This is a genomic window from Rothia sp. HMSC072B04, assembly GCF_001813725.1.
GTDB lineage: Bacteria > Actinomycetota > Actinomycetes > Actinomycetales > Micrococcaceae > Rothia > Rothia mucilaginosa.
Window position 1 is genome coordinate 1 of sequence record NZ_KV813798.1, and the last position, 24,273, is coordinate 24,273.

The window sequence follows — 24,273 nt, forward strand, 5'->3', positions numbered from 1 at the left end:
CTTGTAGTCGCTGATGGGATTGACTGAACCATCAACGAGTACCGCGCCGCAACGGTGGAGGTATAACCGTCTCAGGAATAACCCTTATATGAACTCTGCCGATAGACACGGTGAAGACGCAGGACGGGCAGGCGGGCGCACCAGATTTGGTGCCCCGCCCGCCGCGCGCCACAATGAACACATGACCGCAGAAGACACCACCACACTAACCAGCGCCAGGCTCGACCTCTGGCTCTGGTCAGTGCGCATCTTTAAAACCCGCTCCCTCGCCGCCGACGAATGTAAAGGCGGCCACGTGCGCGTCAACGACGCCCCCGCCAAACCCTCCCAAAAACTCAAAAAAGGCGACGTGGTGCGCGTGCGCTACCCCGGCTGGGAACGCGTCTTCAAAGTCGAAAAACTCCTCGTCAAACGCGTAGGCGCACCCATCGCCGTCACCTGCTACGAAGACCTCTCCGGCCCGCGCCCCGCCTACCTCTCCATGCCCCCGGTCGCCAAACGCGAACGAGGCAGCGGCCGCCCCACCAAGAAGGAACGCCGCGCCCTCGACGAACTGCGCGGCCGAGGCGCCTAACAGCGCCCGTCTCGCACGCCTATCTCGCAGAGTGCACCCCGCCCCGCGCGCAGGCACCCGCCGCGGCGGCGGGGAGTAGCCTAGAAGGATGAGCACACAGAAGCACCCGAACAACGCGCCTGCCGCGAGCCCCAGCGCCAATGCTGGCGCCAACACCGCCGAGCCTTCGCTGAACCGGCGCATCCTCGCGCTCGCCGTACCCGCCTTCGGTGCGCTCATCGCCGAACCCATCTTCGTGCTCACCGACTCCGCCCTCATCGGCCAACTCGGCAAGGCAGAACTCGCGGGCATGAGCATCGCCGCCACGCTCGTCACCACGGTCGTGGGCCTCATGAACTTCCTCGCCTACTCCGTCACGCCCGCCGTGGCGCGCGCCTTCGGCGAGAAGAACCTGCGCCGCTCCTGGCAGATCGGCGTGGACGGCGTGTGGGTCGCCTTCGGCCTCGGCATGCTCCTCATGATCGCCGGATACGCCTTCGCAGACCCGCTACTGCGCGGCCTCGGCGCGACCGACGAAACCATGAGCTACGCCCTCGACTACCTGCACCATTCGCTCTGGGGTATTCCGCCGATGATGATTATCCTCGCGCAGGTCGGCACGCTCCGCGGGCTGCAAGACACCGTCACCCCGCTCAAAGTCGCCACCGTCGGCACGCTCGTGAACATTGTGCTGAACTGGCTGCTCATCTACCCGGTCGGCTGGGGCGTTGCCGGTTCGGCAACCGGTACCTCCCTCACCCAGTGGGGCATGGCTACCGCCCTCGGCGTGGTCATGATGCGTGGCACCCGCGAACACGCCGTCCGCTGGGCACCCGACGTAGCCGGCATGCGCTCGGTGCTGTCGCTCGGCTCCTGGCTCATGCTGCGCACCCTGTCCATGCGCATCGCCTCCCTGCTGACCGTGTTCGTCGTGGCACGATTCGGCACCGAACACACCGCCGCCTACCAGCTCGGCATGGGCGTATTTAACCTCTTCCTCTACGCCCTGGACTCCCTCGCCATCGCCGCCCAGGCGCTACTCGGCAAGGAACTCGGCGAACGCGACCTCAACGTAGAATCCGAACGTGCGAAGGTGCGCCAGCTGAAAAACCGGCTGCTGCGCATGAGCCTCATCTACGGCGTCATCACCGGCCTGATTTGCCCGCTCATTGGCTTCTTCGGCTCCTGGATTTTCACGCAGGACGCGCAGGTGGCGTTCCTCTTCACCATCGCCACCGTCATCATTGCCCTCGGCCAGCCCATCGCCGCGTACGTGTTCACCCTGGACGGCATCCTCATGGGCGCGCAGGACGTGAAATACCTGGCAATTGGCTGCTTCATCATGCTCGTCATGTACGTGCCGGTCATGCTCGGCCTGCACTGGGCGGTCGGCAACGGCACCATGGATGCGCTCGCCGGGTATTGCGGCTTGTGGGCGGCGTATATTCTGTACTTCCAAGGAATCCGCGCGGTCATTTTCGGTCGCCGCGCCCGCTCGGATGTGTGGATGAAAGCCGGTGCCGAGTAGGGGCTTCGCAGAGGGACTTGTAGGGGGCTCTGGAGGTGCTTCTCCGGGGAACTTTGGGTGTGCGCCGGGGCGGCTGGACTGGGCGTTTTGTGGCGGTACTTCGCGCTCTCGCGGCGTATTTCCTGCGGGCGTAACTCGCCACATTTCGTACCGCCAGCACCCTCCGCAGGTGTAGCATGACAGGGTATTGAAACCCTCATGCAAAGGATGAAACCGTGACCGTAACCCGCGAAGAAGCCCTCGAAATTTTCGCCCGCCGCCGCGCAACCCGCGCCTACGACCCCGACCGCCGCGTCAGCGACGAAGACTTCGCCGCAATCCTCGAATTTGCGCGCCTGTCGCCCAGCTCCGTCGGCACCGAGCCGTGGAAGTTCCTGGTCATCCAGGACCCCGAACTGCGCGAAAAGCTCAAGCCGATCGCCTGGGGCATGGTGGGCGCCCTCGACGACGCAAGCCACCTGGTCGTACTGCTGGCGAAGAAGGGCCTGCGCTACGACACCCCGTGGATGCGCCGCACCCTCGAAGGCCGCAACCTCACCGAGGAGCAGATGGAGGCCGCACTCGAACGCTACGGCAGCTTCCAGAAGAACGACATGAAGGTCCTGGAAAGCGACCGCGCGCTCTTCGACTGGGCGTCCAAGCAGACCTACATCGCCCTGGGCAACATGATGACCGGCGCCGCTATGCTCGGCATCGACTCCTGCCCCATCGAGGGTATGAACTACGATGCGGTGAACGAGCTGCTCGCCTCTGCTGGGCTGTTCGACCCGGAAGAGTTCGGTGTGTCCGTGGCTGTGACCTTCGGTTATCGCGCCCGCGAGATCGCGCCGAAGAGCCGCCGCCCCATCGAGGACCTGGTCACCTGGGCCTAGGTTCTGCCGGGCTGTTAGCTCGGGCTATCGGGTGGGGCGTTTGCGCTAGATGTTTGTGCTGGATGCTCAAGCTAGGTGTTCAAGTTAGACGTTCAAGCCGCCGCCCGTGAAAACTAAATATAAAGAAATGCACCGCCTTTACACGGGCGGTGCATTTCTTTATATCTTTTACCGTGCAAAAAGCACGGTGAGATATGCTTTTGAAATTTTCGTTTGAAATCGCGCGCAGCGATTCATTCTGTATAACGGCAGAGCGCTACTTCCTAAACGCCGTCAGACGCATAGAATTCAGCACCACAAACACCGAACTAAACGCCATTGCCGCACCCGCAATCATCGGGTTCAGCAGGCCCGCCACGGCAACCGGAACAGCCACCGAATTGTAGGCGAACGCCCAGAACAGGTTCGACTTAATGGTGCGCAGCGTAGCGCGGGAGAGACGCAGTGCCGTCACCACCGAAGCAACATCCGAACGGGTCAGCACAATATCGGCGGCCTCCGCGGCAACGTCCGTGCCCGAACCCATCGCAATGCCCAGCTCAGCAAGAGCCAGCGCCGGGGCGTCATTCACGCCGTCGCCGACCATCGCCACGCGGTGACCGTCCTCCTGCAGCTGGCGCACCACCTGCGACTTACCCTCGGGGGTCACGCCAGCGTACACGTTCTCAGCCGAAATACCGACCTGCGAGGCGATCGCCTGCGCAACCTGCGGGGCGTCACCGGTGAGCAGGATCGGCTCCATGCCGAGCTCACGCAGCTGCGCCATGGTCTCTGCCGCCTCCGGCTTGGGGGTGTCAGCAACCGAAATCATGCCGATCGGTTGCAGAGCGGAGGTGCTGCTCGGGGCCTCATTCGGGGCCTCGTCAGGGGCCTCGCCGCGGGCGACAACCACCGTCGTTAGACCCGCCCGGCGAGCCTGATCCAGCAGAGCCAACTGAGCCTCGCTCAGCTGCGCACCCGCCGCCTGCAGGTACTCGGGAGTACCCACCACAACCAGCCGGGAGGCGCCGCTCTCGGCACCTTCACCCGCACCGCTCAGTACGCCGCGCACGCCTCCGGGGACACCCTCGAAGTCGCTCACGCTCGGTGCCGATGCGCCCTCAGCAAGTACGCCCTGTTCGCGGGCAAAACCGGCAATTGCGCGGGCAATCGGGTGCTCGCTCAGCGCCTCCACGGCGGCTGCATCACGCAGAACAGACAGGGAACGCTCGTTCTTGGAACCGGCGGAATCCGGCGAAATACCGGCCAGGTCACCCGCCGACTCGTAGTCACCAAAGGTGCCGTAGAACGCCACGGACATCTCGCCGGTCGTCACGGTACCGGTCTTATCCAGCACCACGCGATCAACCGTGCTCGTCGCCTCCAGCACCTGAGCATTACGAATCAAAATGCCCAACTGCCAGCCGCGACCCGTACCCGCCAGCAGAGCCGTCGGAGTCGCCAAGCCCAGGGCGCACGGGCACGCCACCACCAGCACCGACACCGCCGCGTTGAACGCCGCCGCACCGTCACCGGAAATCAGCCACCAGCCGATCAGAGTCAGCGCCGAAATCGTCAAAATCACCGGCACAAACACCGCAGAAACACGGTCCGCCAGGCGAGCAATAGGAGCCTTCGTCTCCTGCGCGCTCGCCACCAGCTCACCCATCTTCGCCAAGGTCGTCTCAGTGCCCACACGGGTGGCGCGCACCGTCAACGAACCAGACGTATTCACCGTCGCACCCGTGACCGCATCACCCGGATGCACCTCCACCGGCACAGACTCACCCGTCAGCAGGGACGCATCCACCGCCGACGACCCCTCAACCACTACACCATCCGTGGCAATCTTCTCGCCCGGGCGCACCAGGAACAGGTCGTCCGGCATGAGATCCTCCACCGGAACCTGCACCTGCTTGGTCACGCCCTGCTTGTCGGTGCGCAGCAGAGTCGCCTCTTTCGCGCCCATGCTCAGCAGGGTGCGCAGCGCCTCCGAAGAACGATTGCGAGTACGGTGCTCAATCGCGCGACCAATCAGCAGGAACAGCGTCACCATGGACGCCGAATCAAAATACAGCGGCGCATGGTTGCCGGTAAACATCGACCAGAAACTACCGCCCGTATGATGCGCATGCGCCGTCAACGCCGGGTTCATGAGCAGCTGTGCCAGCGAATAGAAATACGCCACGACCACACCGAGAGACACGAGCGTATCCATCGTGGACGAGCCATGACGCGCATTAATGAGCGCCGCACGATGGAACGGCGCAGCACACCAAAACGCGACCGGCGCAGTCAGAACCGCCACAACCCAACCCCAATTCGGGAACTGGAACGACGGGAACATCGAAATCAAGAAAATCGGCACACCCAAAATCGCCGCATAAATAATGCGGTCAGTGAAGCCGCCGTTCATGCTCGGGGTGCTGTGCTGGTTGCCGCCGCCGGATGCGCTCGCGTTCGTTCCAGCGCCCGCGCGTGGCCCGTTCTTGAGGTGCGCCGTGTAGCCGGCATTGTTGATGGTCTCAACGATCTGCTCGTCGCTCACACCCTCGGGTACGATGACGCGCGCCGACTCCAGTGGCAGGTTCACCGCCGGGTCAACGCCGGGGATTTTGCGGAGCTTACGCTCCACGCGACCCACGCAGGATGCGCAGGTCATACCCTGAATATCCACGTGGATGATTCGGGTTGACTCCGTTGATTTTACGGTCGTTCCGGCGGAATTAAAAAGAGAGCGCTCACTCTGTAACGAGGGCTCACGGGTGGTTAGTGAAGGCTGTGTAGAAGACACAATACTTCCTCAAAACTCAAAAACGGGAGGGTAGAAAAAGGTACACACCAAGCCGGGGGAGGGGCCCCGAAGGACCCCGCCCCGGGCGGTGTTTGGTGCAGTATCAGGGGTGCAGCGTCGAGCGCGCGCGGGCGAAAGCTGCGGGTAAAACTGCGAGGCTGTAAACGCGGCGGCGAGAGTAAAGCTGCGGCGGCTCAGTGGTCGCCGGGCAGCCCATCCGGCCTGCTCGTATGCGGACGAATACCGGTCACCTTCGCGCCGCGATCAGACACACCGTAGGCACGCTTCACGGCAGCCCGCGGGAACGGCGAAGCGTTCGCCTTCTCGCGCGCTTTCACGCCCTGCTCGTGCTCGGCGGAACGCTTATTCGCGCTCGTGCCGCTGCGTCGCGCGGCGCCGGGCGCATCCTCACGCGCCGTATATTCGGGGCTCTGCTTCACCCACGAATCGACCAGCGCCGCATCCAGATTCATCTGCCTGGCCACGCGGGTGATCGCGTCGCGCAGGTGCATGTTTTCGGTGCCGACAAGGGTGCGGACCGCGCCAACAACCATCGCAATGTACTGCGGAGGGTAAGCCATGATGACTCCTAATCGAGCCGGCAGTCGCGCTAGACGGCGGGGGTGAAGCCAGCCTCTACGATAGCGTCTGCAACAGCCTGGGTGTTGAGGGTGCCCTCGTGCTCAATGGTCACGGTGGAGACGCCGTCCTTGACGACGTCCACGGTCACGCCGGTCACGCCGGGAACTTCGCTGACCTCTTCGCTGACGCTCATAGCGCAGTGGTTGCAGGTCAGGCCGGTTGCCTTAACGGTGGTGGTGCTCATGATGATTTCCTTTCGGTAATGGGTTGAAAACTTGGGTCCGCCTGGTGTTTAGGTGCGGGGCGTTTAGCTGCGCATGAGGCGGGAGATCGCGGCGGTTGCCTCTTTGACCTTGGCCTCTGCGATGGTCGGGTCGCCGGTGCGTTCGGATTCGACGGCGGCTCCGGTCACGCAGTGGCCGATGTGCTCTTCGAGCAGGTTCAGGGAGACGGCGTGGAGCGCCTTGGAGACCGCGGCAACCTGGGTGAGGATGTCGATGCAGTACTTGTCTTCGTCGACCATGCGGGCGATGCCGCGGACCTGTCCTTCGATGCGGCGCAGGCGCTTGAGGTGCGCCTCTTTGTTGGAGGCGTAACCGTACTGGGTTTCGGGCGCCTCGCCGTTGCAGCATACGCCGGTGTGCGCCTCGGTGGGCTCCTCAATGGGTTTTTCAGTGGGGGCGCCGGATGTGGTGCTGACCTGGGCGGATGTGCTGTGGCAGCACTGGTTGCTAGTGGTTTCCATGACTCCATTGTATACCCTAGGGGGGTATACCGCAAGGGGGTGTTACGGATTGTTACGCGGTATGGGTGCGGGGGCTTGTCGATAGGGGGATTCTTCGATAGGTTACGGCCCTTTCGATAGGTTAGTGTCTTCACTGCGGGTTAAAGACCCACGGCGAAGACACTAACCTATCGAAAACCTCGGTCTAAAAAGCAGGCGGCCCCGGATGCGCCAGGTAGGAGGTAGTCAGGAGCCGGTTATGGTTTAGCTTTTTTGGTGGCGGGTTAGTGACTTCAGGCTGGGGTTTTAACTATTACCAAAGACGCTAAGTCATGACTGAAATTGCTACGTCATGACCGAATTTTTACCCGTGTGGAGGCGCTGCCTCTGCGAATTTGTGCCATGGTTTAGCGTCTTCTGCCATGGTTTTTAACTACGACCAAAGACACTAACCTATGGTCGAAATTTTAGACACATAAAAAGCAGACGGCCCTGAATGTTCAAACATTCGGGGCCGTCTGCTGCGGTTATCTATATATTGGGTCAGAACTGGTTTACATATCGGGCCAGTCACGGTGTAGCGAATATTCCGTGTCCCCGTCGCCATTGTCGTTCAGATGCCAGCGCTGACCGGTACGAATATCGGCCTTGCGTAGGCGCGGGTTCGGGTTATCCTTCTTGCCCATCGTTGGGTCGTTCTTGCAGCCCCAGCGAGTGTCGTCGTAGCTGCAGTCACCCGCCACGCGGCCCACATCAACCCACCAGACACGCACCAGCAACGGATCACTGGTCGCCTGCGGAGTCACCTCCATCATCTGCCACGGGCCACCATCCACGCGGAAACGAGCCGTGTAATGCACGGTCGCGTACGCGTGGAAGTTACCGGAACGCTGGTAAGCGTAGCTGGTATCCGTTTGACGCGGACGCTCACGAGGGTAGGTGGTGACCGGTTTGCCCGCGGTGTAGTTGGTGGCAGTATCGCCGTTGCCGTACTCGATGACATAGGAGGAGGGCATGAGCTCAATTTCGACGTGTCCGGCGAGCATGTCTGCTTCGAGGCGGTAGGGTCCTCCGTCATCGACGTAGAAGTTGATCTGGTCGCCCTTGTAGACGTTGGGGTCGCCTTCTGCTCGGCCAGTGCCTGCGGGATTGTTATAGGACTGGTGCAGGGTTGGCTTGCCCGGCTCTAGGGACTCTGCAGCATGGCGAATTTCCGTCATAACTTCTTCGTAGGTCGGGCCGGTGGGGCCGGGGCTGTCGGCACTGGTGAGGGTGCGGGTATTGTTCGGGATGCAACTAGCAGAGGAAGGGCTTCGGGGACTTCCGTGATCTACAGGAATGCCAGATTCAAGCGACATATTTGTGAACTTGAATGTTCCTATTCTTCCGTCTTTGGTTGTGCATGACATAATATTGGGATTTTCGTTGGCGTAGGTAACTTTTACGCCGTTTCCCTGATTTACCGTGGAATAAGTATATTGTTGCTGAATTTCCTGGTTGGCATTATCTGCACCTGTATTTTTCTCATCGTAACCATCTTGACTGCCTCGCGAAGTAGTTGTTTCAACTTCGATTTGGCAAACTTTAGCTGATGTGTCAGAACAAGGCGCAGTAATAACGTATGCATCAACGTTAGTGGTACCGCAAAATCCTAGAATGCAAGATAGAGAAAAAATCCCACTGCATTTTATTATTTTTTTCATTATTTTAGTCTTCTACCTGTTCGTAACCGATAATTTTCCATGAAGAATCAGAATACTTAAACTCAAATTTCCAGGTGTCATTATCCTTCTGGATATTTCGGTTTCGGTGCCATTCTCCGGTAGGCTCCACAAGAGTTATATAATTCCACTCGCGATATGCCTTCCAAAAATAGGTTTCCCCATCCTCAGACCACGGATTTCCATCAGCAACATAGTTGTCAATGCCATCAATAATCCACCCGCCGCGCTTATACAAGTCCTCAAAGCTCTTATATCCCTTAAGTTCACTTTCAAAATTACTGGAAATGTATTTTCGGGATTCCGTAAAATCGCCTACTTGAATTCCGTAATTAGTCCATTTCACCCAAGCATCCATCGTCTTACGGATACCTTCAATAGACTTCTCACGATAGCCCTCTTCAGGGGCGTTAGGCTTCGGCACGTTCTGAGCAGGGCCCTTGCCGTCCGCAGGGCGGTACTCACCATCCGGTGCCTTCGAGCCGCCCGAGTAGCCTCGAACAGTAGACGGGGTTGCGCTTGCCGAAGGCGACTCAGATGCCGCCGCAGATGCCGAGGCAGTTTCACTCGGCACGACGGATGCGGTGGCTGCCGCCTCGCTATTTGCCTGCTGGCCACACGCCGCAAGCAGGGCACCAAGGCCCACAAGTGCGCCGCTGCCCAACAGGGTACGGCGATTGAAAATGGTCGAATCCATAGAAGATACGCTCCTATCGTCGGTGACAGTGTGATATATGTGCATGTCGGGCCGTTATTCACAGGTCACATTGACCACCGGAAGAAAAACAACCCTATAGTGCATCCAGCAATCGCATCAATGCGCTATAGAACACTACAATATCCACCCTACCGCATGTTTGCCGTCGTTTGCATTCTTTTGGGTACAACAGCGACTAAACATCACCATACGAACACCTCAATGCTTTATGCATCAAATAATCTGCACTTGTGGAGGTGCCGCCTCAGCAGAATTTGTGTCATGGTTTAGCGTCTTTGACCATGGTTTTTAACTACGACCAAAGACACTAGCCTATGGCACAAATCCGTAACCCATGACCGAATCTCCGGCTGCGCCAGGTAGGCGAGAGCTGGTTATGGGTTATGCCTTGCCTTTTCGTCGATAGGTTAGTGTCTTCACTGCGGGTTAAAGACCCACGGCGAAGACACTAACCTATCGAAAACCTCGGTCTAAAAAGCAGGCGGCCCCGGACGCACACATGTATCCGGGGCCGCCTGCTGCGGTTATTTATGACCTACGAGGCAATCTTCGCGATCTGGAACATGGACGCCGGCATCGGTCGGTCCAACGACCAGCGAATATGCATCGGCTTGGAGCCCTCATGAGAAATGTATTTCACGGTGCCCAGGCACATGTAGGGTTCGGGGCCGAGCCTATTCTCCCTGTGCTGGCGGGCGAAGAGCACGATGCGTCGGCCTCGCTCCTCGTGGTGTTGGAAGAGCTGACCAAGCTGACTTTCGGGGGTTGTCGCGCTCTGCGAATCCCACGCGAACTCGTCAGTGCTGATGGCGTAGTCCTTATACATGGTGGCCGGGGAGAAGTGCTTTTCAGACTTTTCCAACGTCACCAGTAGCGCGGTGGTATTCGTCGGGTCGAAGGGCACAACACCGTTGACCACGCCGCCGGGTACCTTGAAGTTCTCCTCCTGACCACCCAGACCAGCAAACAACTCCTCGCGAGAGTAGTAGGCGTGAGTGCGCAGGGGGACGCCTTCACCCTCAAAGAGCGGCAGGGTGGAGGTGGTATCCGTACCGGCGTTGAAGTTCCAGACGCTCTCCATCTCCTGCAACATGCCGCGGTTCTTGCGCAGAGTTGCCAGGCCCTCGTCGAGGCTGAACTTCTCAGAGGACCCGTCCCACTTGGCCTTTGGCCAGATGGAGAACAGGAGCATCCATGCGTGGCGGCGCTGTTCTTCGGTCATGTCCTGTTCCAGGATGTCGGTGTTCAGTAGCTCCAGGTATGCGTTAATGCGGAACGTGTCGTGCACGTGTGTGAGTGCCTTGACGCGCTTATTCGTCTCGACGGCCACGTTGTCCTGGAAGGGAACCACCAGGTCGGGGTACAGTCCACTCGCGGCCTGGAGGCTGGTCCAGGTCGTTGCAACGGGCTTAGCAACACCGGGCAGGGGCACCTTGCTGCTACGGCCGTAAATCTGCGGCAGTCCCAACCCGTAGCGGTTGATGAAGTCGATGACGGTGGGGCGAATATCGGGTTCCGTGGAGTTTCGGCGCATGTCTTCCAGGTAGCTCTTTGCGGTGTCGATGAGGGCGTTCTGGTTCATGCGTAGGGACTCGCGAATCTTCTTGATGACCTGCTTCTGAGTCAGCTCGTCCAGGTGGAAGTGGCAGCCGGCCGGCAGTTCAGGGCTCTCAATGTCCTGCTCGGTCAGGGTACCCTGTCGTGCAAAGGCGCGGTACTTGCTGTGAATCATGAAGTTCTTGTTCTGGTGTCCCACGAAGTCGAGGACCGTCAGAACAGACTTCAACGGTGCACGGCGCAGACCGCGGCCCAGCTGCTGCAGGAAGAGGGTGAGCGACTGGGTGGGGCGCAGCATCAGGAGGGTGTCGACGCTCGGAATGTCGACGCCCTCGTTGAATAGGTCCACGGTGAAGATCGTGGTCAGCTCGTGCGCTTCGTCTGCAAGGTTTTTCATGACCTCGGCGCGGCGCTCGGCGGAATCCGTACCCACCAAGCAGTCTGCCGGGATTCCTACTTCGTTGAATTTTTGGGCCATGTATTTGGCGTGTTTCACGCTCACGCAGAACCCGAGTGCCTTCATGCGCAGGGGGTTGTCAACCTTCTCGCGTAGCTCCTCCACGATGATGCGCAGGCGGCGTTCGGCCTCGTCCTTGGTGTACAGGTTCTCAAGGGCGTTTTCGTCGTATTGGCCGCTTCGAACGTTGACGCGGCGCAGGTCGGTGCCGTCGGCAATACCGAAGTACTGGAAGGGTACGAGGAGGTGGTCTTCGAGTGCGTCCCACAGGCGGATGGAAGTTGCCACGTAGCCGTCAAAGTACTTGTCAGCAATGTTCACCCCGTCTTCTCGCTCAGGGGTTGCGGTCAGGCCAATAAATTCGCGGGGTTCAAAATAGTTGAAGACTTTGTCCCAGCTGGCGGCCTTAATATGGTGGCATTCGTCCATGACGATGACATCGAAATAGTTCGGTGCATAATTTTCGAGGGCGGCACCCGACAACGTTTGAATGGTCGCAAAAACAGCCTCGTTATATTCAGGCTTTTTACCGCCGGTCAGTAGCTCACCGAAATTACCTTTAAGCATGACGTCGCCGAAAGTGCGGCGCGCCTGGTCAAGGATTTCTTTTCGGTGTGCAATGAAAAGCAGCTTCAGCTTTTTGCCGGACTGCTCGCAGAGGCGCCTGTAGTCGAGGGCGGAGAACACGGTTTTGCCGGTGCCCGTTGCGGCCACGGCGAGGTTGCGGTGACGACCCTTAGAACGAGCGTTCTGCATTTCTTCGAGCATGCGCACCTGATGCGGGAACGGATGCACATCCAGCAGGGACGAGTCGATATCGTACTCCAGGCCCTTGCTCTTACGGCCGGTAATATCGGCCTTGGCTAGGGCGGTATCGAGCTCCTGCTTCTCCTTGTCAGAGGCGGTGTAAGAGGTGAAATCACCGCTCTTCCAGTAGCTTTCAAACAGGCCTTCAAACTGGCGGATCAGGCCGGGTGTAATCGGGTTAGAGATGCGAACATTCCACTCCAGGCCGTCGGTGAGTGCGGCACTGGACAGGTTCGAGCTGCCCACATAGCCGGTGGACATGCCGGTATTGCGGTGGAACAGCCAGGCCTTCGCGTGCAGGCGGGTGCTGTCACCCTGGTAGCTGATTTTCACCTCGGCACCGTACTCTTCAACGAGGCGGTCGATAGCCTTTCGGTCGGTTGCGCCCATGTAAGTGGTGGTAATAATGCGGAAAGGGATACCGCGATTTTTAATAGCTTTAAGCTGCTCACTCAAACTATTAACGCCGGACATTTTAAGAAAAGAACAGAGCAAATCTACACGGTCCGCGCTTTCTAATTCTTTCTGAATTTCAGTATTGAGATTCAGGTCTTTAGAAGTATTCGTCATCAGAGCAACGTCGCTCAGAGGAATATCGGGGCGCGTAGTTTTTGCGTCAGTGAGGGTGAGCTCGCGCATCTGAATTACGTTGCTGTCGTCATCGGTCAGCAACGAATCGTTCTGCTCTTCGGCATCCTGCGGCAGGAGCTCCATCATTCGGTTGATGAGTTCCACCTGGTCTGCGGGGGTTTTGAGGCTTTCGAGGGCGGGGGCCAGCTGGGTGGCGAAGAACTGGGTGAGCAGTTCGGGGATGTTGTAGTCGTCCTTTTGGAGGATTTCTTCCTGCCATTGTGCGCCTTCGGGGATGGTGCGGCCCATAAGCGATGCACTCTTGAGGTGTTCGTACAGTCCCAGGGGGAGAGTTTCGTCAGTCGTGGTCATAGCAGCAGCCTAGCAGCCCGGGCGGTTTGCCGCTGCTTGGGTGGTCACCGGCTCACGGGGTAGGGGTGGTGGAATCCTGTAATTACAAAAATCTTGGCGGCTCCTGCATACATCCTTCCTCGAAAAGCCACATGTGTTTCGAGAAGCCACGTAACATGTTGCTTTTCGAAACACATGTGGCTTCTCGGCGATTAAACTCGGCGCACCAAACACCCGCCCCGCACGCAGAACGCACCAGTCAAAACGCTATTGATTCGCATCACACACCGGCGTTCTTAGGTATCCTTGGGGTAACACTCAGACAGAAGCCCGCCCTCCACCTCGAAAGGGGCCGCATGAAAACCTTCTGGACTAACCTACCCCTCACCATCCGCGCGGCAGTCATCTTCTGCTACGCCTACGCCGCGGTGCGCATCCTCAACCTCTTCTCTGAGGCAGGCACCGCACCGTTGACCCCGCGCACGCTCCTCGACGGTGCCCTCACCGCCGCGGTCGTCGTCGGTGCTCTCGCCCTGTATCTGGGTAATGCCCTGGGTGCCGCTCTGCGCGCCCGGCGAGAAGGCTACGAGCCCCGCCCGGTCGGCATCATCGTCGCCTACGCCCTCTTCGTGGCGGTGTGCACCTACCTTATCTGCCGCCTCATCGCCTACACCGTGGAGGCGGGGCTCACCTGGCTCTTCCCGCCCGCCCTCGGCCCGGTTCTGACCGCCGTGGGCATGGCTGGTCTTGGCGTGATTAACTATGTGCGTCTTGACCGAGCAAATCCCGACCGCCGTACCCCCAAAGCCTAACCGGGGGAGTGGCACCAAAACCCCTCCTCGAAAAGCCACATGTGTTTCGAGAAGCCACGTAACATGTTGCTTTTCGAAACACATGTGGCTTCTCGGCGCATTAAAAGTAAAAGTCAATACAATAAACCGCCCCGTCCACCGCACCCACACGGGGTGCAGTGGCCGGGGCGGCCTCATTCAGCGGTCAAAAACCGGCTTACAGGCTCTGTGCCTGAATTGCGGTGATCGCAACGGTGTTGATGATGTCCTCAACGGTGGTACCGCGCGACAGGTCGTTCACGGGCTTACGCAGACCCTGCAGAACCGGGCCCACAGCGGCAGCACCCGAAGACTGCTGAACAGCCTTGTAGGTGTTGTTACCGGTGTTCAGGTCGGGGAAGACGAACACGGTAGCCTGACCGGCAACCTCGCTGCCGGGCAGCTTGGTCGACGCAATGGACATGTTCGATGCAGCGTCGTACTGGATCGGGCCCTCGACCGCGAAGTCGGGGTTCGATGCGCGCACGAGCTCGGTTGCCTCACGCACAACGTCCACATCTGCGCCAGCGCCGGAGGTGCCGGTCGAGTAGGACAGCATAGCAACCTTCGGCTCCACACCGAACTGGCGTGCAGTCTCCGCGGATGCCTTCGCAATGTCGGCGAGCTGCTCTGCGTTGGGGTTCGGGTTCACTGCGCAGTCGCCGTAGACCAGAACGCGGTCTTCCATCAGCATGAGGAAGACGGAGGAGACGATCTTGGTGCCGGGGCGGGTCTTGATGAACTCGAGCGAGGGGCGGATGGTGTTCGCGGTGGTGTTCACAGCACCGGAAACCATGCCGTCGGCGATGCCCTTGTAAACGAGCATGGTGCCGAAGTACGAGGGGTCGGTCATGCGCTCGCGGGCAGCCTCAATGGTGACGCCCTTGTGTGCACGCAGCTCAGCGTAGGTTGCTGCGAAGTCCTCGGAGTACTCATTGTTCTCGATGTCGATGATGCGGATCGAGCTGGGCAGCTCAATACCCTCAGCCTGGCAGATCTCTGCGATCTTGGCGGGGTTGCCGAGCAGGATCAGGTCGCAGAAGTCGCGGCGTGCAATGATTTCGGATGCACGCAGGATTCGCACGTCGTAACCCTCGGGCAGGACCACGGAGCGGCGGTTTGCGCGTGCGGTCTCGATGAGGTTGTGCAGGAAGCGCAGCGGGGTCATGGATGCGGGGCGCTCAATTTCGAGGCGTGCGAGCAGTTCGTCCTTGTTGACGTGCTCGTCCCAGCCGCCCATTGCTGCTGCGAGCTTGCGCTGGTGGCCGCTTTCGAGGGCGCCGCGGACGCGGGAGACTGCGCGTGCAGACTTGAAGGTGTCCTTGGTGGTGGACAGCACGGGGAACGGTGCGTTGTCGATGAGGGAGCCGACTGCGGTGTTCTTGCCGGGCAGTGCGTCCAGACCGCCGGTGAGCAGCACGCCGGAGGGTGCCGGGAAGGTCGGTGCCAGTGCGGATGCGAGGGTTGCTGCAACGATGTCTGCACGGTCGCCGGGGACGATGACGAAGTCGCCGTCGACGAACTGGTTGAGGAAGTTGGAGACGTTCATTGCTGCGACCTTGATGCCGTGGATGTCGCGGCTGAGGTCTTCTGCCTTGATGCCTTCGGTGTCGAGCTTGAGAGCCTCGGCGACTTCACCGACGGTGGGTGCGTTCAGCTCGGGGATTTCGGGCAGTACGTAGACGGGCAGGTTTGCGTCGCCGCGCTTGACGGAGTTCTCGATCTCGTCGCGCAGTTCGGGTTCTGCACGGCCGACGATGATTGCGAGCAGGTCTGCCTTGGAGGCGAGCAGCTCGGTGCGTGCCACGTCAACGGCGGTGACTGCTTCCTCGACGGTTGCTTCCTGTGCGCCGACGATAGCGACGACGGGCAGGCCCAGGTCGCGTGCAATCTGGACGTTCAGGTCGAATTCGACTGCGAGCGCGTTGGCGGGCAGGTAGACGCCGTCGACGATTACGACGTCGCTGTTTGCGGCGACCTTTTCGTAGGCGGAGACTGCGCGTGCGGAGATTTCTTCGGTGTCGCCGTCTGCGATGAGTGCGAGTGCGTCGGTCATGGAGACTGCGCCGCCGACCTGCTCTTCGGTCAGGCCGAAGTGTTCACGGATGAGGCGTGCCATGGGGTCGTCGGAGATGGTTGCGCCGTCGAAGACGGGGCGGAAGAAGCCGACGCGGTCTGCGCGCTTGATGAGGGAGTCTGCTAGACCCAGGGCTACGAGGGACTTGCCCGAGTTCTGGGACATAGCGGAGAGGTAAAGACCGGTGGTCATTGTTTTACTGTCCTTCTATGCGATGTTCGGCGCTGGGTCCCGCGGTTGCGCAGGGGTGTATGTGCTCCTGTGCGCGGGTGCGTCGAGCTTATAGGTCTCTTCTATCTTAAGGCGTTGTGGGGGTGGCGCCTAACAGGGTGTGCGGTGCGCTGCGTCATGTGGGCGGGCTGTTTCCCTGTTGTGGTGTGCCGTTTAGGGGTTGAGGATGCGCGCGTATCGGACGCTGCGCCCGGGGGCCCAGGAGCCGCGTGCTTGGAAGTACACGCCTTCGTTGCGGTAGCCGAGCCGCTCGTAGAAGGAGAGCGCTCGTTCGTTTTCAGCCATGACCCACAGGTAGGAGTTTTCGTCCGGGTAGATGACGGATTCGTAGAGTGCCTGACCGAGCCCGGTGCCGTGCATGTGGTTGAGGGTGTACAGGTGCACGAGTTTGCGGGTGCCTGCGGGCAGTTCGGGGAGGGACTCGGCGCGTTCGAGTTCCCAGGAGGAGGGCTCGCACAGGGAGAGCGCCAGGCCGACCGGCTTATCCCAGTTGATGCGTGCGCCGATGGAGCAGGAGAGCCCGCTTTCGGGGGTCCAGCCGGGCACCTCATAGGCGAAGAAGCCGCGCACGGTGGGGGAGGAGAGGTGGCGGTGGAAGTCTTCGAGGTATTCGTTGCGTTCGGCGCGGTGGCGGGCGGTGAAGCTTTCCCCGAGCGTGTCGAAGTAGATCGGGTCGTAGGTTTGCTCCATGCAGTCCAGCTGCAGGTTGACGTATTTTTCGGCGTCGGTCGGTTCAATTGGTGCGAGCGCGTAGCGGCCCTGACATACAAATCCCATGGGTTCTAGTCTACTCAGCCAGCCGCTGTGGAGGCGGTTCCTTGCGGGTGCGTACGCTAGGGGCGTGAGGGCTGTCGGCTAGTCTAGTGGGTATGGCGAAAAAGAGCAGGGCACCCAAGAAGTCCCAAAAGGCGCAGAAAGCCCAGAAGCAGCAGAAGAACCGTATCGACGATACCGAGAGCACCCCCGTGCAGGGTGCCGCCGCTGGCGTGTACCCGATTTCTACGGGTGAGGCGGAGCTGGTCCCTGACGGCTACCATGCCGACGGCTGGCTGCTACTCATTAATGGTGTGCAGTCTTCCCACGTGATTGTGGGTGAGCCCCGCCAGCTGGATTTTGAGTACATGCGCTGGATCGCGGCGGTCGTCTCCTCGCACGTGGAGGAGCACCTGGACGCCGCGAAGCTGCGCATCACCCACCTGGGTGGCGGCGCGTGCTCGATGGCGCGCTATTTCGCTGACCTGTACCCGACCAGCCGCAATACGGTTGTTGAGCTGGATACCAAGCTCGCCGAGTATGTGCGCGCCTGGTTCGACATTCCCAAGGCGCCGCGCGTGAAGATTCGCGTGGGCGAGGCGGGTGCCGTCACCGCGACCTTCGCGCCCGCATCCCGCGACGTGCTGATCCGTGACGTGTTCGCCGGGGACACCACGCCCGAGGCGCTCACCACCGTCGAGTTCACCCGCACCGTCGCCGAGTCGCTGGCACCCGGTGGCCTGTACATCCTGAACTGCGGTGACGGGCCTGCGCTGACCGGTGCCCGTGCGGAGGCGTCCGCCCTGCTTGAGGTGTTCGAGTACGTGTGCATTGTGGCGGATTCGGCAATGTTGAAGGGCCGCCGCCGCGGCAACGTCATTATTGCTGGCTCCCACGCGCCCCTGCCCGAGACTGGTTCCGTGCAGGCTGCCGCTATCGCCCGTGAGCTCATGGGTGGAGGCGTGCCCGCCCAGTACTGGGACACCGCGCGGGTGCGCCAGTTCGTGAGGTAACGGTTTTCAGCCGTTGCTTGGGTTTTCAGTAATGACTTAAGTTTTTCGGCCATAGGTTAGTGACTTCGGTAGGGGTTTTTAACTACCGCCAAAGACCGTAACCTATCACCGAATTCGGCGGCCCCTCCACAGCAGACGCTACTATAGTGGCATGCGATACACCTACCTTGGCCCCTCCGGCACCTTCACCGAATCCGCCCTGCTGAGCGTCCCCGGCGCATCCGATGCCGAACGCATCCCCGCCACCAGCGTGCCCGACGCGCTCGCACGCCTGAACGCGGGCGAGGCGGACGCCGCCATGGTGCCCATCGAAAACTCCGTGGAGGGCGGCGTGAGCGCCACCCTGGACGCTATCGCAGCCAGCGAGGGTGTACGCATTATCCGTGAGGTGCTCGTACCGATCCGCTTCGTGCTGGTCGCCGCGAAGCCCATCAGCATTGAAGACATCAAGACCATCTCCACCCACTCGCACGCCTGGGCGCAGGTGCGCGGCTGGGCGCAGGAGAACGTACCTGCCGCCGCCTACCTGCCCGGCTCCTCCACCGCGGCGGCGGCTGTCGGCCTGCTCGAAGAGGGGTGCACCTACGATGCGGCAATCTGCTCCCCGGCGCTGCTGAACTACCACCCGGAACTGCACGTACTGCAGGACAATATCGGCGACAACAAGAACGCCGTAACCCGCTTCGTGCTGCTCTCCCGCACCGCCGACATCCCCGAACCGACCGGCTCCGACAAGACCACCCTGACCGTGCCGCTGCCCACCAACCGCGCCGGCGCCCTGCTCGAACTGCTCGAACAGTTCTCCGTGCGCGGCGTGAACCTCTCCCGCATCGAATCGCGCCCCACCGGCGAAGGCATGGGCTCCTACTCGTTCAGCATCGACGCCGACGGCCACATCTACGAGGCACGCATGCGTGACGCCCTGCGCGGCCTGCACCGCGTCTCCCCGACGCTGAAATTCCTCGGCTCCTACCCGCGCGCCGACCACGAAAACACCGAAGTCGACAGCATCCACTCCGACGGCTCCTTCGACGCCGCACACGAATGGGTCGAGTCACTCTTCCCGAACGGCCGCCCCGCACAGCTGCAGCGCCACTAGCGGCACCACTAGCCGCCCGCCGCTAGACACCCCCGCACCTACCCGCGCCCCACCAGCGCAAACCCCGCCCACAACCCACCGCAAGATTAGGTAGGATAAAACAGTGATTGATATTAACCTCCTCCGCGAAAACCCCGACGTCTTCCGCGCCTCCCAGCGAGCACGCGGCAAGGACGAAACCCACGTCGACCGCATCCTCGAAGCCGACACCGCACGCCGCGCACTCATCGGCGAATACGAGACCCTGCGCGCCGAACAGAACGCCTTCGGCAAGACCGTCGCAAAGGCACCCAAGGAAGAAAAGCCCGCCCTCGTCGCACAGGCGAAGGAACTCGCAGCCCGCGTCAACGAAGCAAAGGCAGCCTCCGAAGCGAAAACCGCCGAATACGAGGAACTAATCAGCAGCATCGAAAACCTCATCATCGACGGCGTACCCGTCGGCGGCGAAGACGACTACGTAGTCGTCAAGGAAGTTGGCACCCCCCGCGACTTCACCACCGAAGGCTTCGAACCGCGCGACCACCTCGAAATCGGCGAACTCGTCGACGGCATCGACATGGCACGCGGCGCGAAGGTCTCCGGCGCACGCTTCTACTTCCTCAAGGGCCAGGTAGCACGCTTGGAGCAGGCACTCATGTGGATGGCGCTCGACCTCGCAACCGAGCAGGGCTTCACCATGATGACCACCCCCACCCTGGTACGCCCCGAAATCATGAACGGCACCGGCTTCAACGTCAAGCACGACGACGAAATCTACCGCCTCGAACGCGACGACCTGTACCTGGTCGGCACCTCCGAGGTGGCGCTCGCCGGCTACCACACCGACGAAATTCTCGACTTCGAGAAGGGCGCGAAGAAGTACCTGGGTTGGTCCTCCTGCTACCGCCGCGAGGCAGGCTCCGCAGGTAAGGACACCCGCGGCATCATTCGCGTGCACCAGTTCAACAAGGCTGAAATGTTCGTCTACTGCCCCGTCGAGCAGGCAGAAGAGATGCACGAGAAGCTGCTGTCCCTCGAAGAGGAAATGCTGCAGCGCTGCGGCCTCGCATACCGCGTGATTGACACCGCCGCAGGCGACCTGGGCACCTCCGCAGCCCGCAAGTTCGACTGCGAGGCGTGGGTCCCCACCCAGGGCACCTACCGTGAGCTGACCTCCACCTCGAACTGCACCACCTACCAGGCGCGCCGCCTGAACATCCGCGAGCGCACCCCGGACACCGTGGATGAGGCAGGCAACGTGCGTAAGGGCCGCACCCGCTCCGTAGCGACCCTGAACGGTACCCTGGCGACGACTCGCTGGGTGGTTGCCATCCTGGAGACTCACCAGCAGGCTGATGGTTCTGTGCGTATCCCGGAGGCACTGCGCCCGTACATGGGTGGCGCTGAGGTCATCCCCGCAGTAGCTGCTGAGTAATCTCACAACCAGCTGAAAAACCCGCTCACCGCGTAAACGGTGGGCGGGTTTTTGCGTATCCCGGTAGTCTAAGAACTATGCCTCTTTACCGTAAACTCCTTGGTGTTTCTGCGGCGGCGGCTCTGACCGCCTCCGTCACTCGTGCCCGCCGTGAAGCGCGCCGACGCGCTATCGAACTGGGCGCACCCTTCGGTGTTCTGCCGACCCTACCCACCGGTGAGGCGCAGCGCGTGGGCGTGGTGTACAACCCGAGTAAGCCTGGCGTTGCGGCGGCAATTGAGAGTCTGGAACGTATCCTCGCGGCGAACGGCCACCCGCAGGCGCTGGTGCGCACCACCCGCGTGGACGAGCCCGGTTCTGAGGCTGCCCGCGAGCTGATCGCTGAGGGTGTTGACCTGCTGATTGCTGCCGGTGGTGACGGTACGGTGCGTGCTGTGGCGGCGGCGCTGGCGCATCATGAGGGGCGTAAGCCGCGCCTGGGTATTCTGCCGATGGGTACCGGTAACCTGCTGGCGCGTAACCTGTATATTCCGGTGAGTGACGTGGCGGCGTGCGTGAATATTGCGCTCAACGGTGCAGGTCAGGCCGTTGATGCGATTGAGATGACGACGACGAGCACCCCCGGCGAAGAAACCGAACATACGTTCTTTGTGATGAGTGGTGCCGGCTTTGATGCGCTCGTCATGAATGATACGAACGAGGATATTAAGGCGAAGTTCGGCTGGGTTGCGTACGTGCAGTCCGGCATGAAGCATATGCTGGGCAGGTCGCACCCGGTGCGCATTAGCGTGGACGGTGGGGAGCCTCGTACTTTGCCGATGCGGTCGGTGCTGATCGCGAATTGTGGCCGCCTGCAGGGTGGTATTCGCCTGGCGGATATGACGGATGTGAATGACGGCAATCTTGAGGTGATTGTGGCGTCGCCGCGTGACTTGGTGGAGTGGGGTCTGCTGATGGCGAAGGTTACGCGCCGCACGATTTTGGGTTCGCCGCGTATTGAACTGCCGGTGATTCGCCACTTGGTGGGGTCTGAGGTGGTGCTGGAGTTCCCGGATGGTGCGCAGCCGGTTGAGGTGGATGGTGACCCGGCGCCGTCGGCGCACCGCATTAGTGCGCGCGTGCTACCTGCCGCCGTAGAGGTGGCGGTCCACCCCGAGGTGCTCTAGCGGGCGTAGTGAAGGTGTAAGGCGGAATCCTGTCTAGCACCTGAACCACCTATTTGTGACCTGGATTATGAAAAAAATCGCCGATTTTTTCACTATTTTCTGAAAATTAGGGGGATAGTGAAAAAATTGGCGATTTTTTACACTATTTTTCTCGCCGTCCAGTCCGGTGCAGTTCTCGCTTCTAGACGCTGCGAGTCGGCAAGAATCCCATGTATCGGTTCTACGGCTGTGGGGGAATTTATTTTCAAAATATTCTTGGGTACCCCAAAATACCCCCTTATCTTGTCAGGGGTATCCCATATGATTGTGGGTGTGAGAGATGTCCACACTGGTTATCTCAATAGCTTGTAGTAGAGGAGGAGACACCGTGGCTAAGAAGATCAGCACCGACGCTGACACTACGCTCCGCGCCTATAAATTCCGCCTCGATCCCACCCAGGCACAAAAAATTGCCCTGGCACAATGCGCAGGCGCAGCACGCTACGCCTACAACCTCCTCACCGCTCACAATCTCGAGGTGTCCCGCGCCCGAGCAGACTACTGGCACACCCGCATTGACGCAGGCGCTGAGGAGACCACCGTTAAGGCTGAGCTCAAGGCATTAGCCAAAAGCGATGCAGCGTATAAGTCTATTGGTTATGCGGCATACGGAACCCAGCACCTGACCCCTGAAATTAATCGCCACCGCGCTGCAAGTAAGGCGATTGAGTCTGGTGCCGACCCTACCGCCGTATGGCCCGAGACTGAGCGATCCTCCGAGCCGTGGATGCACACCATCCCCCGCCGAGTCCTCGTCTCTGGGCTGCAATCTGCCGATAAGGCATGGAAGAATTTCTTCGACTCCCGTACCGGTGCTCGTGCTGGCCGACTTGTCGGCACGCCCCGCTTCAAACGCAAGGGTGCTAGCCGCGACTCCTTCACTATCCCTGCACCGGAGACTATCGGCGCCTACGGCACCGCATACCTACGCGGAGAGCCCGAATATGCGCGCCGTAAAGCGCAGCTGAAGCGCCGCGGTATCAAGACCACCCCGACCATTGAGGACTACCGCCACGTGCGCCTCTCGCACCTGGGTGTTATCCGTACCCATGACACTACTCGTCACCTCGTCAAGGCGGTGCGTGCTGGCGCTCAGGTTCGCTCTTACACGGTATCTCGTGCCGCCAACCGGTGGTATGTCTCCATCCTCGTGGAGCTCACCCGCCCGTCTGCGACCCCTACCCGTGCGCAGCGTGCCGCTGGTGCCGTCGGTGTAGACCTGGGCGTGCGCTACCTTGCTGCGCTCTCTGACGAGCAGGCACCGCAGCGTTTCGCACAGTACCCTTCCTTAGAGTTCACCGGTGATGGTGCTCCTACCTTGGCGAACCCTCGCTGGGCACGTGCCGCTGAGAAGCGCCTGGTGCGTCTGCAACGTGCCCTCTCGCGTGCTCAGAAGGGATCTAACCGTCGTGCCCGTATTGTGCAGCAGATTGCACGGCACCACCACCTGGTAGCCTTGCGCCGTGAATCGGGTTTGCATCAGGTCTCTAAGCGCCTGAGCACCGGGTATACCCTCATCGGGCTTGAAGACTTGGCTGTAGCGGGTATGACCGCTTCAGCTGCCGGTACCGTTGAGGCACCGGGCAAGAACGTGCGCCAGAAGGCTGGGCTTAATCGGTCCATTCTGGATGCCGCTTTTAGTACGCTGCGCCGTCAGCTGGAATACAAGGCCAGCTGGTACGGCTCACAGGTACAGATTATCGACCGCTTCTTTGCATCCTCTCAGACGTGTAGCGCTTGCGGAGCACGAGCGAAAACCAAGCTCGACCTTCGCGTGCGTGTCTTTGAGTGCGCAGCCTGTGGTGTGCGGATTGATCGTGACGTGAATGCGGCACGTAATATCCGTGCGGAGGCTGTACGGATGTATGAGGCGCAACTCGCCCCCGGCATGGGGGAGAGTCTAAACGGACGCGGAGCTACAGGCTCTGATGCTGCCGGTTCGGTGGTATTGGGGGATGTGGCGTTGGATGCGTCAAGGCCAGCCGCCACTGGCGGCGGGTCACCGTAGACGAGTAATCGTCTACTCATCCCCCTTTATATATGTATACGTGTGGAAACTGAATATTTTTTAGGCTTCTGCTAGGCATCATGCCTTGTGGCTAAGTGCGTTCCCCGTATGCGCGGGGATGAGCCCGAAGGAAACAAAATGACACGCTCCATCAAGGAGCGTTCCCCGTATGCGCGGGGATGAGCCGTAATGAGCACCGAAAATACCGAGTCCGTAGATGCGTTCCCCGTATGCGCGGGGATGAGCCGTGGGAGAAAATCATCGACGGTGCAATGGGTGCGCGTTCCCCGTATGCGCGGGGATGAGCCGGCAGAGCACCCCCGCCGTGAGCACACAAGCAAGCGTTCCCCGTATGCGCGGGGATGAGCCCTCGCTCTGAATATCTCCTGGCGTGAAGTCGTGGCGTTCCCCGTATGCGCGGGGATGAGCC

The 24,273-nt window shown here is 60.6% G+C and carries 18 protein-coding genes and 1 CRISPR repeat array; of the genes, 9 read left to right on the forward strand and 9 right to left on the reverse strand.

The genetic code is table 11. The annotated features are described in order from the left end of the window. Window positions 1-181 precede the first annotated feature (181 nt). From HMPREF2928_RS08945 to HMPREF2928_RS03385, 3 genes are all read left to right on the forward strand, one after another. Window positions 182-574, forward strand: a complete 393-nt coding sequence (locus tag HMPREF2928_RS08945; RefSeq protein WP_070633606.1) for an RNA-binding S4 domain-containing protein — start codon at window positions 182-184, stop codon at window positions 572-574. A gap of 88 nt (window positions 575-662) precedes the next feature. After that, window positions 663-2,081: an MATE family efflux transporter gene (locus HMPREF2928_RS03380; RefSeq protein WP_083311370.1), complete on the forward strand. Its 1,419-nt coding sequence runs from the start codon at window positions 663-665 to the stop codon at window positions 2,079-2,081. 215 nt (window positions 2,082-2,296) lie between these two features. Further along, window positions 2,297-2,953 carry an NAD(P)H-dependent oxidoreductase gene (locus tag HMPREF2928_RS03385; protein ID WP_070687368.1) on the forward strand — a complete coding sequence of 219 codons (657 nt, stop codon included), beginning with the start codon at window positions 2,297-2,299 and terminating at the stop codon, window positions 2,951-2,953. Window positions 2,954-3,209: 256 nt separating this feature from the next. On the opposite strand, the gene HMPREF2928_RS03390 is transcribed toward HMPREF2928_RS03385, so the two are convergent. The 7 genes from HMPREF2928_RS03390 to HMPREF2928_RS03420 form a co-directional block, all read right to left on the reverse strand. After that, window positions 3,210-5,729, reverse strand: a complete 2,520-nt coding sequence (locus HMPREF2928_RS03390) for a heavy metal translocating P-type ATPase (protein WP_070687369.1) — start codon at window positions 5,727-5,729, stop codon at window positions 3,210-3,212. A 191-nt stretch (window positions 5,730-5,920) separates the two neighbouring features. Continuing rightward, window positions 5,921-6,307 carry a hypothetical protein gene (locus HMPREF2928_RS03395; RefSeq protein WP_005504270.1) on the reverse strand — a complete coding sequence of 129 codons (387 nt, stop codon included), beginning with the start codon at window positions 6,305-6,307 and terminating at the stop codon, window positions 5,921-5,923. 29 nt (window positions 6,308-6,336) lie between these two features. Beyond that, window positions 6,337-6,552 (reverse strand): heavy-metal-associated domain-containing protein, encoded by a 216-nt coding sequence (locus tag HMPREF2928_RS03400; protein WP_044150011.1) that lies wholly within the window; start codon window positions 6,550-6,552, stop codon window positions 6,337-6,339. Window positions 6,553-6,615: 63 nt separating this feature from the next. After that, window positions 6,616-7,053, reverse strand: coding sequence for a metal-sensitive transcriptional regulator (locus HMPREF2928_RS09240; RefSeq protein WP_070687370.1), 438 nt, complete (start codon window positions 7,051-7,053; stop codon window positions 6,616-6,618). Window positions 7,054-7,586: 533 nt separating this feature from the next. Further along, the gene (locus HMPREF2928_RS03410) at window positions 7,587-8,390 is read right to left on the reverse strand and encodes a hypothetical protein (RefSeq protein ID WP_246822851.1); all 804 of its coding nucleotides are present in this window, start codon (window positions 8,388-8,390) and stop codon (window positions 7,587-7,589) included. 349 nt (window positions 8,391-8,739) lie between these two features. Next, complete coding sequence (locus tag HMPREF2928_RS03415) at window positions 8,740-9,450, reverse strand: DUF6318 family protein (RefSeq protein ID WP_070630081.1); 711 nt, start codon at window positions 9,448-9,450, stop codon at window positions 8,740-8,742. A gap of 556 nt (window positions 9,451-10,006) precedes the next feature. Further along, window positions 10,007-13,234 (reverse strand): DEAD/DEAH box helicase, encoded by a 3,228-nt coding sequence (locus HMPREF2928_RS03420; RefSeq protein ID WP_070687371.1) that lies wholly within the window; start codon window positions 13,232-13,234, stop codon window positions 10,007-10,009. Window positions 13,235-13,569: 335 nt separating this feature from the next. Here HMPREF2928_RS03420 and HMPREF2928_RS03425 point away from each other — a divergent pair, with 335 nt between their 5' ends. Then, a complete protein-coding gene (locus HMPREF2928_RS03425) occupies window positions 13,570-14,025 on the forward strand; it encodes a hypothetical protein (protein WP_070687372.1) in 456 nt (151 codons plus the stop codon). Window positions 14,026-14,221: 196 nt separating this feature from the next. Here the strand turns inward: HMPREF2928_RS03425 and pta are convergent, their stop codons facing one another. Then, window positions 14,222-16,312: a phosphate acetyltransferase gene (gene pta, locus HMPREF2928_RS03430; protein ID WP_070687373.1), complete on the reverse strand. Its 2,091-nt coding sequence runs from the start codon at window positions 16,310-16,312 to the stop codon at window positions 14,222-14,224. A gap of 192 nt (window positions 16,313-16,504) precedes the next feature. Beyond that, on the reverse strand, window positions 16,505-17,128 hold the full coding sequence (locus HMPREF2928_RS03435) for a GNAT family N-acetyltransferase (RefSeq protein ID WP_070687374.1): 624 nt from the start codon (window positions 17,126-17,128) through the stop codon (window positions 16,505-16,507). A 92-nt stretch (window positions 17,129-17,220) separates the two neighbouring features. Between HMPREF2928_RS03435 and HMPREF2928_RS03440 the strand changes: the two genes are divergently transcribed. The 5 genes from HMPREF2928_RS03440 to HMPREF2928_RS03460 all read left to right on the forward strand — a co-directional run bounded on the left by HMPREF2928_RS03440 (window position 17,221) and on the right by HMPREF2928_RS03460 (window position 23,843). Then, window positions 17,221-18,117 carry a spermidine synthase gene (locus HMPREF2928_RS03440; protein WP_070687375.1) on the forward strand — a complete coding sequence of 299 codons (897 nt, stop codon included), beginning with the start codon at window positions 17,221-17,223 and terminating at the stop codon, window positions 18,115-18,117. 151 nt (window positions 18,118-18,268) lie between these two features. Then, window positions 18,269-19,216 (forward strand): prephenate dehydratase, encoded by a 948-nt coding sequence (pheA, locus tag HMPREF2928_RS03445; protein WP_070687376.1) that lies wholly within the window; start codon window positions 18,269-18,271, stop codon window positions 19,214-19,216. Between the two features lie 103 nt (window positions 19,217-19,319). Beyond that, the gene (gene serS / locus HMPREF2928_RS03450) at window positions 19,320-20,630 is read left to right on the forward strand and encodes a serine--tRNA ligase (protein WP_070687377.1); all 1,311 of its coding nucleotides are present in this window, start codon (window positions 19,320-19,322) and stop codon (window positions 20,628-20,630) included. 77 nt (window positions 20,631-20,707) lie between these two features. Next, complete coding sequence (locus HMPREF2928_RS03455; RefSeq protein WP_070687378.1) at window positions 20,708-21,796, forward strand: diacylglycerol/lipid kinase family protein; 1,089 nt, start codon at window positions 20,708-20,710, stop codon at window positions 21,794-21,796. A gap of 367 nt (window positions 21,797-22,163) precedes the next feature. Next, window positions 22,164-23,843, forward strand: coding sequence for an RNA-guided endonuclease InsQ/TnpB family protein (locus tag HMPREF2928_RS03460; protein WP_070687379.1), 1,680 nt, complete (start codon window positions 22,164-22,166; stop codon window positions 23,841-23,843). Between the two features lie 97 nt (window positions 23,844-23,940). After that, window positions 23,941-24,272: direct repeats of the CRISPR family, unit length 27 nt; unit sequence GCGTTCCCCGTATGCGCGGGGATGAGC. The last annotated feature ends 1 nt before the right edge of the window (window position 24,273 follow it).

Excerpts from the sequence above, each read along its gene's own strand:
- HMPREF2928_RS08945 (WP_070633606.1), top strand. The coding sequence starts at position 182 with ATGACCGCAGAAGACACCACCACACTAACCAGCGCCAGGCTCGACCTC.
- HMPREF2928_RS03380 (WP_083311370.1), top strand. The coding sequence starts at position 663 with ATGAGCACACAGAAGCACCCGAACAACGCGCCTGCCGCGAGCCCCAGC.
- HMPREF2928_RS03395 (WP_005504270.1), bottom strand. The coding sequence starts at position 6,307 with ATGGCTTACCCTCCGCAGTACATTGCGATGGTTGTTGGCGCGGTCCGC.
- HMPREF2928_RS03400 (WP_044150011.1), bottom strand. The coding sequence starts at position 6,552 with ATGAGCACCACCACCGTTAAGGCAACCGGCCTGACCTGCAACCACTGC.
- HMPREF2928_RS09240 (WP_070687370.1), bottom strand. The coding sequence starts at position 7,053 with ATGGAAACCACTAGCAACCAGTGCTGCCACAGCACATCCGCCCAGGTC.
- HMPREF2928_RS03410 (WP_246822851.1), bottom strand. The coding sequence starts at position 8,390 with ATGTCGCTTGAATCTGGCATTCCTGTAGATCACGGAAGTCCCCGAAGC.
- HMPREF2928_RS03415 (WP_070630081.1), bottom strand. The coding sequence starts at position 9,450 with ATGGATTCGACCATTTTCAATCGCCGTACCCTGTTGGGCAGCGGCGCA.
- HMPREF2928_RS03420 (WP_070687371.1), bottom strand. The coding sequence starts at position 13,234 with ATGACCACGACTGACGAAACTCTCCCCCTGGGACTGTACGAACACCTC.
- HMPREF2928_RS03425 (WP_070687372.1), top strand. The coding sequence starts at position 13,570 with ATGAAAACCTTCTGGACTAACCTACCCCTCACCATCCGCGCGGCAGTC.
- pta (WP_070687373.1), bottom strand. The coding sequence starts at position 16,312 with ATGACCACCGGTCTTTACCTCTCCGCTATGTCCCAGAACTCGGGCAAG.
- HMPREF2928_RS03435 (WP_070687374.1), bottom strand. The coding sequence starts at position 17,128 with ATGGGATTTGTATGTCAGGGCCGCTACGCGCTCGCACCAATTGAACCG.
- HMPREF2928_RS03440 (WP_070687375.1), top strand. The coding sequence starts at position 17,221 with ATGGCGAAAAAGAGCAGGGCACCCAAGAAGTCCCAAAAGGCGCAGAAA.
- pheA (WP_070687376.1), top strand. The coding sequence starts at position 18,269 with ATGCGATACACCTACCTTGGCCCCTCCGGCACCTTCACCGAATCCGCC.
- HMPREF2928_RS03455 (WP_070687378.1), top strand. The coding sequence starts at position 20,708 with ATGCCTCTTTACCGTAAACTCCTTGGTGTTTCTGCGGCGGCGGCTCTG.